This window comes from Marinilactibacillus sp. 15R (genome assembly GCF_001895285.1).
Lineage (GTDB): Bacteria > Bacillota > Bacilli > Lactobacillales > Carnobacteriaceae_A > Marinilactibacillus > Marinilactibacillus piezotolerans.
The window spans coordinates 1,405,185-1,418,865 of record NZ_CP017761.1; the positions used below are offsets into that span (position 1 = coordinate 1,405,185).

Below are 13,681 nucleotides of genomic sequence, written 5' to 3' on the forward strand. Positions count from 1 at the left end.
CACGACGGTGGATATGCACTACTATTTTTTTATATAGTAGAGGTGAAGATGAGGCCGTCAACGTTAGAAGACCATGAGTCTGCATGTCAAACTGGCCCCTTCACTATCCTTGATTGAATCAGTTTGAAGTATGTTGGTCCTTTGAGATCGTCTATAGGAAAGTGGAATCGTTAAGGCATAGTGGAGTACTTCAATTTAATATAGAAAGGAGCGAAAATAAATGAGAGTCATGGCTTTAGATGTAAGTAAAGGAAAAAGTTATGTTGTTATTTATGAAGAAGAATTGTGTGTTGCAGAATGGGAAATTAAGCACAATCAAGAAGGGTTTAACCAACTTAAAAGCCAGCTTTGTAAAGAAACTACTGAAGTAGTTTTTGAAGCTACAGGTGTTTATTCTAAACAGATTGAGTCTTTTTTTAAGACTGAGCGGATTTCGTATTGTATCCTAAACCCATTATTAGCTAAAAAACAAACCGATGGTTTGCGTGGCAATAAAACAGATAAAGTAGATGCACATAAATTAGCACAGTCACATTATCGTTTTGATCGTGAAAAAAAGAATCATCAGACCTCAATCTATTCAGAGATACATGAAGTATCTATTTTGTATGATGAGGTTCACGCTAATCTAATAAAACAAAGAGTACAACTTCACGCCGTTCTCCAACAGTGTTTTCCAGAGATAGAGACGCTGTATTCTAGTAACCTATCTAAATATGCATTAAATATTATTGAGCGTTTTCCTCATCCTGCATATATTAAAGAGTTAAGTAAAACAAGGATAAAAAATATAATTCTCGCAAGCACTAAAAAAAATATCTCAAAAGAAGAAGCTCTACTGAAAGCAGATCAACTAATTCATTTAGCAGATGTATCTTATCCAGCAGTAGATAAAGATCATTTTTTAGTAACTAAAGTTCAATACAGAATTAAGCAGATACAACAGTTATTTGATACAAAAGAACGATTATCTAAAAAAATGATTGAACAGTCAAAAAAGCTTAATGAATTTTCAGTATTAGTTAGTATTCCTGGGATAGGCCCTCTAACGGCCGCGTTAATTATTTCTGAATTAGGGGATATCAGACGATTTTCTACTTCAAATCAGTTGAACGCTTATGTTGGAATTGATATACGCACTCATCAATCTGGAACGATGAGAAAGAAAGACCGAATAAATAAACGTGGGAATGCCCGCGCTAGAAAGATATTATTTTTTACTATTCGAAATCACTAGTGTTGCATTAAATAATTTAACTGTTTCAACACATAAAAAAGTCCTTTATAATGGGGTTGGATGACTTATCCAAGACCAAAACAAAGGACTTATAGCATGGATAAGTATAAAACAAAAATGACGATAAATAAATGGTTTTCGTACATTTCTTTAGAAAAATTAAGTGAAACGTCTCGACAGGTTATCGGTCAGTTTAATCGCTATTCAAAAAAGTTAACGTTTAAGAAAGTACTGAAACTCTTTCTCTATGCGATTAATGATGAAACCGATAGCCTACGGCATTTGGATCAACAGTTGGTCAACCCAAAATTAAAAAAAGTGATGGGTATTGAGTCTATTAGCTATTCTCAATTGTCACGTGCCCTGCGAAAGATGGAACCCTCCGTATTGATGGATATTTTCACGCAATTACTTTCACTGGTTCATGAAAAAACAGCGGTGCAATCAAAAGAAAGAGTGTTCTTAATTGATTCGTCCACTTTTTCACTGAATAAAACGCGGTATCCCTGGGGCACGTTTCGCCCGACTAAGTCGGGAATCAAACTGCACTTAAAAGTCTGTCATATGAAAGAAGGATGGGTGCACCCTGAACAATTCGAACTGTCCAATGCCTCTGAACACGACCATGATCACTTGAACGTCTTTATTAATGAGAAACGGGCGACCTATGTTTTTGATCGCGGGTATCTGGATTTCACTCAGTTTGATCAAATGAACTGGGAGGGCTACTTTTTCGTCTCCCGCATTAAAAAGAATACAGCCGTTCATGTTCAAGCGCACTTGGAAGTGTCTCATGAATCAGGGATTATCAGTGACCAATTGGTTCAGCTGGGCAAATCGACCTACCTGACGGGGTTGTTTCGTTTAATAACGATTGAACGTAAGCATCGATCGAATCTGCGTATCCTGACGAACCGAATGGATCTTTCAGCAGAGGACATCGGAAAAATGTATCAATCAAGATGGCAGATCGAGTTGTTTTTCAAGCATATCAAACAACATTTGACCATTAAAACGTACTATTCACAGTCTGAACAAGGTGTAGAGAATCAGGTGATTCTTGCGATGATAGTCTACTTATTGACGTTACTGATGAAACTTGAATTAAGGTTGAAATCAAGCCTCTTCACAATTTTGAGACAAATCAGAGCGTTACAGTATGAACCGTTTGAGTGTTTCAAAGCATCGTTCGCACCTGGTTAAGTGAAAGAAAGTGCAAATAGACTAAGCGACAACTGAATAACCCTAAAAATTTCTGGAAAAAGTCATCCCTTGCGCCAGCAATTGACTTTTTTGGAAATTTTAATGAAAACTACTTGTGATTAAAGTAACAATATATAAAAATCATTTATTCTAAGTTTTATGCAACACTAGTGATTCGAAATATGTTAAAAACTCAAAAAACTGCACCCAACCATATTGTTGATTACTATTATAAATTAAAAAAACAACCTTACTCCAAAAGAGATAAAGTTGCTGTAATAGCTTGCATGAACAAGCTGTTAAAAGTTACTCATTATTTAGTTAATAAAAATGAGTTATATGATTATGCTAAGTCCCCACATAGCTAATCTTTATATTAATAGTATACATGCCTAGCTTGTAAAAAAAAGCATAACCGCTAGGTTTATTTAGTATGTAAAAAGGTAACTTAATAGGTGTCAACTTGATACAGATATAAATTAATAAGAGTTATGACTTGACTGCACCTAGGAACAACGTTGGTAAAGAATAAAGTCAAATAATAATAGATTTTGGAAGAGGATGTACAACGAGCTTACGCTGCTGTATGTTCTCTTTCTTTTTCTATCATTTTGATTTTATTTCTGATTGGTTTTAAATTGAAGTGCAGGATAATGCGATTTTTATAATGAATAAAGTTACCGTAACCATAGGCTACCCGGTTCAATACTTTGATCTTGTTATTGATTCCCTCTATCTTTCCATTGTTATAAGGATAATAGAAGGTATTTTGGATATAAGGGAAATGAGCGCTCAACGTCTTTAAACTAGTTTTCATGTATCCAGATAGTTCAGGAGAAGCTGGTTGATCTAAAACAGTTCTTAACTGTTTTGAGTCATTGTGTTCGACGGCTTTAAGAATAGCTTGATACATTGTATAAGTTGCTTTTAGTTCTGGATCGTACGCCAACATCTCAGAAACGATTGCTGATTCCAGACGCTGTCCGAACATGGGAAAGTATTGATAGCTAGTATAAGACAACTCGGACTCTTTCTTCAGTAGTTTCTTCCAGAAGCGTTTGAGTCGTCTGTACTTCTTTTGGTCTTCTCCATTGGACGTTCGAAGTCGATTCATGACTTTTACGCGTGTTTTGTTCATCGCTCGGTTCACGAGCTGAACGATATGAAATCGATCAATAATGATATCAGCGTTTGGAAACAGTTCAGGGATGAAGCTGACGTAACTGGCATTCATGTCTGTCGTAATCGTTTTGACCTGATTTCTCTGGTTTTGGCTGTATCGAGAACAGAAGTGATCTTTGATTGTACGAGTATCTTTGCTTTCTAAAATATCTAGTATCGTTCCTGTTACGACATCAATATACTCAAAAGCCATTTGCCCATTTCCATACTTAAACTCATCAAAAGACAAGTTCTCCGGCAATGAATGATAGTAAGGTCGATAATACTTCACCTGTTCATTGATGATTCTTTGAATCGTTGTGGAAGAGACATTCGTCTCTTCTGCCAAGCTCTTGATCGAACGAGCATCAGCTGACTTCGCCAGTATTTCTGCTTTGATAAAATTAGAGATAAAACACGCCTCTTTTACAATCGGTGTTTCCGCAGTAAATGTTGCTTCACAAGATGTACACTTGAACCGCTGCTTTTTCACTCTGAGATAGGTCGGGTAAATGCCAGATATTGGAAAAGTGATTCTAGAAGTCTGAGTCCCATTTTTATAGATAGAGAAGTCCTTGTTTGGTTCCTGACATTTCTTACATTCCGTAGGAATATAAGTCAATGTACAGTCTATAAATTTACATTTCTTTTGTTTGTGTATCCCATAAGACACGCAGTTATCTTCGAAAATCATGTTTTTGTCTTGAATATCTAGTACATTTTGCATATCATTTGATGTAGGCAAGTGAGTTCCTCCTATGGATATTTGGTTTTTGTCGACTATTATTCTACAGGAGAACTCACTTGTTTTCTATTTTCTGAGACAAAAAAAGACGCCAGTGATTTCTCACCAACGTCATATATTATAGAACCGTGAAAAGGAGAAATTGCGGGAAAAGTTAGGTATCAGTCAAAACGATTTTATTGTAGTTGGAGTAGGTCAGATCCAAAAACGAAAAGGAATCGACGATTTTATTGCTTTAGCGAAACAAAATCCTCAAATCAAGTTTATTTGGTTAGGTGGTTTTTCGTTTGGAAGAATCACTGATGGGTACGAAAAATATAAATCTATTTATGAGAATCCACCGGAGAATGTTATTTTCACAGGGATTATTGTACGAAAAGAATTAGCTGAATACTATAATGTAGCTAACTTATTTTTACTTCCTTCTTATAATGAATTATTTCCAATGAGTATATTGGAAGCTTTCAGTTGTGGTTTGCCAGTAATGGTTAGAGATTTAAATCTATATCAAGATATTATTAACGGCTATTATATGTCTTTTACCGATTTAGATGATTTGAATAAAAAATCCAAAATTTCAAGTTTAAGTTAGCCACTTAGTAAAACTAAATTTCATGCGATATTTGACGGTTACTATCTGTGTAGTGAGGGCTTGATAATGAGCTGAGACATGATAGTCTTTTGACAAGCTGGCTTCAGCCAGCTCTACAGCTTTAAAATCATGTCGAAGGAGGCTCGTTGTCAAGCCCTCACGGGTTAAGCCACTTGCTTTTCTAATCGTAAGGCATTGACGAAACACTCATGAGGTGTTTTATAATCCAATATTTTTCTGGGATAATCGTTCATCCATTGTTGTATACGCAAGCATTGTGCTTCTGAGACTCGACCAATCGGCTTCCCTTTGGGAATGAAACGACGAATGAATTTATGCTGGTTCTCACTTGTTCCCCGTTCAAACGATGCATAGGGATGACTAAAATAGATGTCTAAAGTATCCTTTAAGGCCTCATAAAGTCCTGCAAACTCAGAACCGTTATCAGATGTTATCGTTTTAAATAATGTAGAGAATGTATGACCTGATCGTTTTTGAAGGTCACGAATCGCCTGATTAACCGATTCCTGATCTTTTCCATTTACTTTTAAGATGACTTCAAATCGGGTCTGTCGTTCAGCCAAAGTGAGCAGTACAGCATCGGTCTTTTCTTTATTACCTACTACTGTATCAATTTCCCAGTGACCAAACGATTCACGGGTATCGATTTCTTTTGGTCGACGATCAATCGATGGGCCGAGAACGCGTTTATTTGGCCGTTTCTTTTGAGCAGAAACCTTTGGTTTCCGAGATAACTTTTCCAGCAAATCAATGTTTTTCGTTCTCATAATTCCTCTATCTATCCAGCCATAAAGCGTGGTTGTACAAGGGATAATTGAAGCATCGAACAATTCATGTCTTTTAGCAAAACCAACCACAGTATCAGGGGACCATTTATCATCCAGCATTTTCTCATCAGCCCATTCAATGAACGCATCTGTATCGGCCCATTTTGGCCGCCGGCCACAGTTCAATCGCTGTTTATCATAGTCAGCTTGAGCAGCATCAGCATCATATACATCGTCATAATAATCGTAGATCTTACCGTTTTGCTTTTGACGTCTTAGTTGAGTAACGGTTCCGCGCTGGATTTCATTATTGATGGTCTGAGGAACTCGCCCGATGACATCAGCAATGCGACGATTGGAGTAGTCTTCCTGCTTCAACACAGCTATTTGAACCCTCTCTGCGTATGATAAGTGTTTTCCTTTACGTGCTAATGTGTTATCGTTAGAGTGCGTCATGTGAATTCATCCTGTCTATTGAGAGTTAGTGGTAACTTCAATATAACATGAAATTCACATGGCGTTTTTTGTATGTTAGCTCAGGTGACTAACTTCATTATAAAATCCAGCTTGAATAAAAAATTAAATAATTGTACTGATAATCCGTTATTACTAAAAAAGTATGTAAAAAAAGCAAATCAAGCGGCAGCAAAGTATTCGGAAGAAAGCTTAGGGAATACTTGGCTTGAATTTTATACATCTTTGATAAAGAAAAAATTGTAAAAAAAGAACAGTAGATAACTTGAAAGACAAAAAAGAGGCTGGGAGATTTTCCAGTCTCTTTTTAAAAATTAGGTTTTATTCTTTCATGTTGATTTTTTAATAGAAGTCTATTTTTACACCATAAAAGGTTTAAATATCTCACTCAAACTTTTTTAAACGAATACAGTTGCTTGCATCTTTAATTTTCAACCAACATTTCGTCTGGTAAGGCTGGTAATAGTTTAAGGTGATAAATATCTAGTGTACAGTATATATGAATATTGCGGACAGATTGAGCCGCGTATGCGGAGTTTAGAGCCAGTCAGTGCGGGAAATAAATCCACTTAATGCGGAGGAGAAAAGGCCACTGACATGTAATTGTCAGTGGCCGGATTCCATTTATCTAGAGTTTTTCAATTATGGTTACTGACTTGCTCTATTATCTTACACCCTTCAGTCCATGTCTTTCACGCATAGAAACTTCACCATCAATCAAAACAGTGTAAGAATCATGTACGATACGGTCAAGAATTGCGTCAGCTACTAGCGCTTCCCCAAGTTTCTCATACCATCCTTCAGGTGCTGTCTGTGAACAGAAGATGGTTGAAGATGTCTTCAGCCGAGATTCGATAATCTCAAATAATGTTAGGGTATGTTCCTCGGGTAAGGTGGTTAGTAGCCATTCATCAATGATGAGTAAGTCAACTTTTTTATACTTCTTTATCAACCGGCGAAAGCTACCGTCTGCTTCATTTCTTGCTGAAATGAACTCATCTAATAATTCTGGTAGGCGAACATATTTCACTTTATACTGTTGTCTACAGGCTTGAACGCCGAAGGCATTTGATAGCCAAGTCTTACCGTTTCCAGATGCTCCCATTAATATGATATTTAAATGTTTTTGAATATAGTTCCCTGCGGCCAATTCGAGAATAAGGTGTTTATCCAAATGCCGGTCAGGATGATATTCAATATCTTCAATTGCTGCGGACGGTTCATTGAACTGGGCTTGATTAATCAATCGCTGTAGTTTGCTTGTCTGACGACGAGAATACTCATGATCTACAAGTAGATTAAAGCGTTCTTCGAACGTCATATCCTGATAATCGTGATTGTTCATCTGCTCTTTATACGAATCGGCCATTGCACTCATTTTCATGTCTGTTAACTTACGTAACGTTTCTTCATTTGTCATTTGGGGTTCCCTCCAAAGTAATTTGCACCACGTACAAATCCAAAGTTTTCATTCGTAACCATTTTCGATAGTGAGCCATCATCTTTTGCGTGTTCACGTTTTTTATTTCTTGCAAGTATTGTTTTATAGACACTAACCGTAGGGTTAGAAGAAGCGATCAGTAGGTTTTGAGCAGCGAGATCCATATTTTCTTTTGAATGTCTTTTTTCCAGACTACGTAAACTCATTAACTGATTCAATGCCTTTTTTTCAGAGCCATTCTTAAGTAAAATGGCCACAAACTCTTCCATATTTGAGCCGATGGTTTTTGCCCATTCTCGACTATTTGCAGGTGTATGTTCCAAATAAAGACGATGATTATCTGGCATGTGGTCTGTTAATGTTGAAAACTGACCGATTTCTCCATACAATCTCATGTGGGATGCAATTCGAGTGTCTTTGAAGTATACTTCAATTAAATCCTTTGAGAGACGAATATCAACGTCACTCTGGATATACTCGTAGGGGACGGAGTAATACATGCGTTCGATTTGAATGTGGTAATTAGGTTGAACTTTTGCGCTTCTCCATTCCGACAACTTAAAGCGTGTTTGACGTAAGGGGTGAAGGTAGGACTTCTCTTCTTCGTCAAACGCTTTTTTTCTTGAACCCGGCCGTTTTTGGAATGCTTCTTGATTGAGTTCATTTAGTTTACTCAAGATTTGCTGATTCAAGTCACGAAGATCAAAACATTGATAGTGACGTAAAGCAGCTATGATTTGTCTGGAAATGAACCCAACAGTTCCTTCAACACTAGCTTTGTCTTTTGGACTCCGAACTCTTCCGGGAACGATAACAGTTTGATAGTAATCTGCTAGTTCACGGTAAGCTTCGTTGAGAATTGGTTCTCCACGCAAAGCTTTAGAGACCCCTGTTTTTAAATTATCAGGAACTAGTGAGTCAGGAACCCCTCCAAAATATTCAAACGCATGAATATGACCTGTTAACCAGTTGGCCGATTTCATATCCAAAAATCCTTCGACATAACTATACTGACTGTAAGGAAAGGTCGCCACAAATACATAGACCGTTAAATTTCCGCCGTTTGAACGATCATTAATAGAGAGCGTTGACCCAGCCCAATCGATCTCTAAAATTTCACCTGGTTTCCTTCGAATAGGCATTGTTGCTTTGTATTTCTTTGCATACTTACCATAATTTTCTGCAAAAGTTCGGTAAGCATAAGGAATTTTACCGCCGTCACGTGCCTGCTGGTCATACTCCATATGGAGTAATTTTAATGTTACGTTTTTCTTTTGTAATTCCTTATGAATCTTTTCCCAGTCAGGTGGAAAGAACCCTTTCTCAATCGCTTGTTTCTCAGGAAAAAGAAATTCTTCAAGCCAGTGATTGTTCATATTATCAGTTAACCGTTCTAACCCGAGCTTCTCAGCCCGTTTAACGATATCTGAAATTGTATTTCTCGAACTTCCTACACTGGTACTAATGGTCCTTTGGGAGACATCAGTGAAATATAATTCAAGAATCTTTCGGTATTGAATCATTAAAAAACCTCCTGTATATAGTGTCATGCCCTTAGGCATGCAATATTATTATACAGAAGGTTTCTTTTATTTAGCTATAGTATTGGAGTGGCTTTTTCGCCCGCAACAGGTGGCTCTATGTTATGCATTCGTTGGCTCTTTTTTCCACATACGTGGCTCTATTCGTCCGCAATATTCAATATAGCTATAAAAATTGAAAATGTAAGAATAGTAGGAAGTAATCTGTATGATGAATCAATAAATGACTCAACTAGCGGTGACAAAATAACCGGTAGAAACATAGCATATTTTGCCCATTCTTTTATTGTGATTTCCAACTGTTGCCCATCTTTGACTTCTAATTTATTGCTTTTCATTCCAAAATGTTTAATTTGAATCGTGGCCCTATTTTTTGGTAACTTAATTTCTTTCGATTCATTTGGAATAATTTTATCTACTTTTTCTCCATCTACTTTAATCGATAGCTTAGTTGCTGTTCCTATGAATCCAGTTTTACGCCTAATTTTAACACCCATCCAAATTCCTCCATTCATATATGTATGATATTTTTGTAAGTCCTATTTTTAAATAATTGATAAACTACATTTTAGAATCTGATTTTATATATCCCATTCATTAATCAACTTGTTATCATTCATGCAACTTGAAAAATGAAACGTTACCTAATTGTATTCTTTAACAAGTTGAAACAAAGCATACCAGTCTTCTGTAATTACCTCTTTTAAAGAGCGGTTATAAAGAATAGCTGCAGGATGATAAATTGGGAAAATCGTATAACTCTCGTCTGTTTTTTCGTATATAGATCGATCTTCTGAAATTTGATAAATTGGCTGTGTAAGAATTTGCCCATGATAGTTTGAAACAGTATATTGATTACCCAACAAACGTTTTAAAGCTACATTTCCCATAGGAGCAATAATATTTGGTTGAATTGTCTGGATTTCAAAATCAATTAAAGGAGCAAATGCTTTTACTTCAGCTTTAGTAGGAGTTCGATTCGGTCGACTTTCTTCAATATATCCGGTCTTCTTATTTATTCGCTTTTTAATGCGATATGGTCTACTTCTCACAACGCTTGTGATGTAGAGATCTTCTCGTGAAAGACTTACTTTCGCAAGTTCATTGTCTAATTCCTTACCAGCTTGTCCACTGAAAGGTACTTTCGTAATGATTTCTGTTTTGCCTGGTGCTTCTCCAACCAGCATCAAAGGTGCATTCGTCGGCCCCTTTCCAGACAAAAATCCTTCTAACTGATGAAATTTATTCTTTTCCTTTACTTCAGCCATCAGATGTAACGGATATTCCATTGATTTTAATGTCCTTTCATTTGTAATATCGTTCATAAACCAGATTAGCAATCAATCAGTCAAAGGGATAGTAAGAGTAGGTTATCAAACATTCATGAAATTTCGAGCCAATAGTGCAATAATGAACTGTAAAAGAAGACTCAGTATCGTTAAAAAGATTAGTAAACCTACTGCTGAAAAAGGTGCAAAATACCACTGATCTTGTAAGATATCAGTCAGGAGAATAAAAATATAAGAGGATAGAAAGCTTAAAATGTTTCCAAAAACAATGATTCGTACATTGCTTTTTTTAGCAGTAATCAAACTAAGAAGAATAAGAGAAACAGTCATGAAGCCATAATACATCATTGTATGTGATCTTAAGTCTCCATTCATTGCTAAAAATGCAAATGGAACTGAATAAGCTAGAAGTAACAAGAAAGTTACTTTTCTTTTAGTCATAGTTCACTTCACAATCTGTTAGATTTTTAGAATTAAGTTTAAAAAATAACTGCAAAAAGATGACTCATTATTTCTTATTTAAAACCCTAAATATTCTTCATATTCCTAAAATAACACTGGACGAACTTTTTTAAAGTGCTGGTGATCTTCTAAAATGGTGTCGAGTTTATCAAACATATCCTCTTTTATCTTAGAAGCAAACGGTAAAGTCCATACTGTTCTAGAGTAATACCTGTTGCGTTCTTGTATCGTTGTAACAAGCTTATTTGCTTGATTATTTTATTCACTTCACTTTGGCAAACAGGTTATTTCATAAAACTAGTTAAATCAACTCTTGTAAAAACGAAATCATTTAACTAGTTTTCTATGAACTTATATTTATGAAGCTAATACATTAATATTCATATGGATAGTAGTCTGAACGTGTAATTATACCTTCGTTTTCAAGTTTTTCTCTAACGTATTTTACATCGGATTTAATAATCGTTCCTATGATCAAATCAGCTACAAATATATATGAGATATAACTTGATATTAATGAGGATTGGTTTATTGATAAACGATTCGGAATGATAATTGAGTCAGTAGCTAGTTTTGTAAGATTAGTATTTTCATAACTAGTCAATATATAAATTTTTGGTTCGTTTTGTTTTGCTTGTTCAATTAATTTGTTTAGTTCCTTTGTATTTCCGGTTTCAGCGATGATAAAGAAGAGATCATTTTTATTACTTTTGTTAACGATAAGCTTTAACAAGCTCATATCATTAATAACCATAGAAGGAATACTCAGCATTAATAATTGATAATGCATATGAATAGCTACAGTATGAGCTTCAGAAAAAGCAATTAAATAGATATTAGTAGCTGTAGTCATTTCATTGGCTAATTCTTTTAGTAAATTTTCTTCAACGTTTTCACTCGTAATATTAATTAATTCAGTATAGTCAAAGCTTAAAGTTTCTGAAAAATTAATTGAAGAAGCTGCTCGTTTTTTGTCTTGCATCTTTCTGTAATAACTGTCTTGAGCGACTGCTATTTTAAAATCGTTGAATCCGTTAAATCCAATTTTTTTACAAAAACGATTAATACTAGCTTCTGAAACACCGATTTTTTTTGATAAAGAAGTAATTGTACTTTCCGAAGCATCTTTTGGATATTCAAGTATATAATTTGCAATTTCATTTTCTGCTGCTGTTAAGTTTGGCCGGTTAGAGGTGATTCTTGTAAAAATATTCTGTTGATATAAATTCATTTGAAACTTCCTTTCACAGTGAAGGCTTATTATTTTAATAATACACTAAATTCCTCTTTTTTTCACTTCCAACACAGGGCGATATTTTACTATTGTTTGAAAAAAAATTTCAATATTTACAATAAATATGAAAAAAATAGTTGAAAGCGTATTCTGTTAGTGCTACAATCTAGGTGAATTAAATAATTTATTAGGAGTGAAAAGAATGTCAACAGTTATTATTTTCCAAGCAATTGGGATATTAGCAACATTTATTTTCTTTGTTGTACTTATGATGCAAAGAAAACTTCCAACTATTATTGCTTTACCAATTATGGCTATATTATTTGGATTAATAGCAGGTGTTCCTATCATGAGTAATGATCTTGAAGAGGTTTCTATTGTGGGAACAATCTTAGGTGAAGGATCCATGAGGTTATCTACTGCAATTGCAGGTGTTATTTTTGGTTCGATTTTTGGACAGGTATTAAATAAAGTAGGTGTAACAAAAGGAATTATTAGAAAAGCTGCAGAAACAGCTGGTGATAAACCTATACTTATTGCGCTAATCTTTTTTGCAGTAGGATCTGTTGTTATTTCAGCTTCCAGTGGATTAGGAATGGTAATTTTGATTGGTACAATAATGATTCCAATCATGTTAACAACTGGAGTTGCACCATATACAGCGGCGTTAGTTCTCTTATTATCCAATGGAGTTGGAGTCTTGTTTAATGTTTCTAATTGGGCGGTATATATAGATGTCTTAGGTTTACCTATAAATGAGATTGCTAGATATACTTGGGTAAGTGCATTTCCTCTTATTGTTATTGGAATAGTAATGATTGTTCTATCTATCAGATGGCAAGGGAGTGTAAGAAAAACATGGGCAATGAATAATGATTTCTCAAATAAAAATGATAACAACGTTCGTACTATTGCCCTAATTAGTCCTGTTTTTCCAGTTCTATTAGCCTTTATTTTTTCAATGGATGTTGTAGCAGCAATTATTATTGGGATAATTGTTACGTTGCTGCTTACTACTCCTAAGAGACCGTTACAAATCGTTTCTAGTTCATTTGTGGAAGGTATTCAAGAAGTTGCTGGCGCAGTGGCCTTAATGATTGGAATTGGAATGTTATTAAACGCTGTCATGTCTCCCGAAGTTTCAGCTGTTCTCTCACCGTTTATTGAAATGATTATTCCATCGGGGATAATGGGATATGTTTTGTTATTTACTATTCTTTCTCCATTAGCTATCTATCGTGGTCCATTAAATGTTTTTGGGCTTGGAAGCGGAATAGCTGCATTGTTGGTTTCCTCTGGCTTAAGTCCATTAGGAGCAATGGTAGCATTACGAAATCTATCCAACCTGCAAGCTGTATCTGATCCGACTAATTCTCATAACGTTTGGGTAGCAGATTTTACAAAGGTTGATGTAAATATTATTTTAAGAAAGACGATTATATGGATGATTGTCACTGTCTTTATATCAATGATTGTTGGAGCTTTCCTAGTATATTAGATTAAAAAAGGGATGT

The 13,681-nt window shown here is 35.3% G+C and carries 12 protein-coding genes and 1 pseudogene; 5 read left to right on the forward strand and 8 right to left on the reverse strand.

Annotated elements, in window-relative coordinates:
- The first annotated feature begins 220 nt into the window (after positions 1–220).
- The 3 genes from BKP56_RS06875 (at position 221) to BKP56_RS13790 (ending at position 2,808) form a co-directional block, all read left to right on the forward strand.
- Entirely contained in the window at positions 221–1,237 is a 1,017-nt protein-coding gene (locus BKP56_RS06875) for an IS110 family transposase (protein WP_072694378.1), read from the forward strand.
- Between the two features lie 96 nt (positions 1,238–1,333).
- The gene (locus BKP56_RS06880) at positions 1,334–2,440 is read left to right on the forward strand and encodes an IS4 family transposase (protein WP_072693882.1); all 1,107 of its coding nucleotides are present in this window, start codon (positions 1,334–1,336) and stop codon (positions 2,438–2,440) included.
- A 182-nt stretch (positions 2,441–2,622) separates the two neighbouring features.
- Positions 2,623–2,808, forward strand: coding sequence for a hypothetical protein (locus BKP56_RS13790; RefSeq protein WP_232226855.1), 186 nt, complete (start codon positions 2,623–2,625; stop codon positions 2,806–2,808).
- Positions 2,809–3,014: 206 nt separating this feature from the next.
- Here the strand turns inward: BKP56_RS13790 and BKP56_RS06885 are convergent, their stop codons facing one another.
- A complete protein-coding gene (locus BKP56_RS06885; RefSeq protein WP_083540502.1) occupies positions 3,015–4,346 on the reverse strand; it encodes an ISL3 family transposase in 1,332 nt (443 codons plus the stop codon).
- 130 nt (positions 4,347–4,476) lie between these two features.
- Between BKP56_RS06885 and BKP56_RS06890 the strand changes: the two are divergent.
- Positions 4,477–4,914 (forward strand): annotated as a pseudogene (locus tag BKP56_RS06890) (glycosyltransferase family 4 protein); the annotation flags it as partial.
- A gap of 188 nt (positions 4,915–5,102) precedes the next feature.
- On the opposite strand, the gene BKP56_RS06895 reads toward BKP56_RS06890, so the two are convergent.
- From BKP56_RS06895 to BKP56_RS06930, 7 genes are all read right to left on the reverse strand, one after another.
- The gene (locus BKP56_RS06895; protein ID WP_072694380.1) at positions 5,103–6,182 is read right to left on the reverse strand and encodes an IS30 family transposase; all 1,080 of its coding nucleotides are present in this window, start codon (positions 6,180–6,182) and stop codon (positions 5,103–5,105) included.
- Between the two features lie 682 nt (positions 6,183–6,864).
- Positions 6,865–7,620, reverse strand: coding sequence for an IS21-like element helper ATPase IstB (gene istB / locus BKP56_RS06905; RefSeq protein ID WP_072694382.1), 756 nt, complete (start codon positions 7,618–7,620; stop codon positions 6,865–6,867).
- Positions 7,617–9,164 carry an IS21 family transposase gene (istA, locus tag BKP56_RS06910; RefSeq protein ID WP_072694383.1) on the reverse strand — a complete coding sequence of 516 codons (1,548 nt, stop codon included), beginning with the start codon at positions 9,162–9,164 and terminating at the stop codon, positions 7,617–7,619. The genes istB and istA overlap by 4 nt, the downstream gene beginning before the upstream one ends.
- A gap of 158 nt (positions 9,165–9,322) precedes the next feature.
- Positions 9,323–9,679, reverse strand: coding sequence for a hypothetical protein (locus BKP56_RS06915; protein WP_072694384.1), 357 nt, complete (start codon positions 9,677–9,679; stop codon positions 9,323–9,325).
- Positions 9,680–9,826: 147 nt separating this feature from the next.
- Positions 9,827–10,471, reverse strand: a complete 645-nt coding sequence (locus BKP56_RS06920; protein WP_072694385.1) for a uracil-DNA glycosylase — start codon at positions 10,469–10,471, stop codon at positions 9,827–9,829.
- A gap of 84 nt (positions 10,472–10,555) precedes the next feature.
- The gene (locus BKP56_RS06925) at positions 10,556–10,912 is read right to left on the reverse strand and encodes a hypothetical protein (protein ID WP_072694386.1); all 357 of its coding nucleotides are present in this window, start codon (positions 10,910–10,912) and stop codon (positions 10,556–10,558) included.
- 394 nt (positions 10,913–11,306) lie between these two features.
- Positions 11,307–12,164: a MurR/RpiR family transcriptional regulator gene (locus tag BKP56_RS06930; protein WP_072694387.1), complete on the reverse strand. Its 858-nt coding sequence runs from the start codon at positions 12,162–12,164 to the stop codon at positions 11,307–11,309.
- Positions 12,165–12,369: 205 nt separating this feature from the next.
- Here BKP56_RS06930 and BKP56_RS06935 point away from each other — a divergent pair, with 205 nt between their 5' ends.
- The gene (locus BKP56_RS06935; protein WP_198033931.1) at positions 12,370–13,665 is read left to right on the forward strand and encodes a citrate transporter; all 1,296 of its coding nucleotides are present in this window, start codon (positions 12,370–12,372) and stop codon (positions 13,663–13,665) included.
- Positions 13,666–13,681: the final 16 nt, after the last annotated feature.

Coding starts and splice junctions, on each gene's coding strand:
- BKP56_RS06875 (WP_072694378.1), top strand. CDS start 221: ATGAGAGTCATGGCTTTAGATGTAAGTAAAGGAAAAAGTTATGTTGTT.
- BKP56_RS06895 (WP_072694380.1), bottom strand. CDS start 6,182: ATGACGCACTCTAACGATAACACATTAGCACGTAAAGGAAAACACTTA.
- BKP56_RS06920 (WP_072694385.1), bottom strand. CDS start 10,471: ATGGAATATCCGTTACATCTGATGGCTGAAGTAAAGGAAAAGAATAAA.
- BKP56_RS06930 (WP_072694387.1), bottom strand. CDS start 12,164: ATGAATTTATATCAACAGAATATTTTTACAAGAATCACCTCTAACCGG.
- istA (WP_072694383.1), bottom strand. CDS start 9,164: ATGATTCAATACCGAAAGATTCTTGAATTATATTTCACTGATGTCTCC.
- BKP56_RS13790 (WP_232226855.1), top strand. CDS start 2,623: ATGTTAAAAACTCAAAAAACTGCACCCAACCATATTGTTGATTACTAT.
- BKP56_RS06935 (WP_198033931.1), top strand. CDS start 12,370: ATGTCAACAGTTATTATTTTCCAAGCAATTGGGATATTAGCAACATTT.
- BKP56_RS06925 (WP_072694386.1), bottom strand. CDS start 10,912: ATGACTAAAAGAAAAGTAACTTTCTTGTTACTTCTAGCTTATTCAGTT.
- BKP56_RS06880 (WP_072693882.1), top strand. CDS start 1,334: ATGGATAAGTATAAAACAAAAATGACGATAAATAAATGGTTTTCGTAC.
- BKP56_RS06915 (WP_072694384.1), bottom strand. CDS start 9,679: ATGGGTGTTAAAATTAGGCGTAAAACTGGATTCATAGGAACAGCAACT.
- istB (WP_072694382.1), bottom strand. CDS start 7,620: ATGACAAATGAAGAAACGTTACGTAAGTTAACAGACATGAAAATGAGT.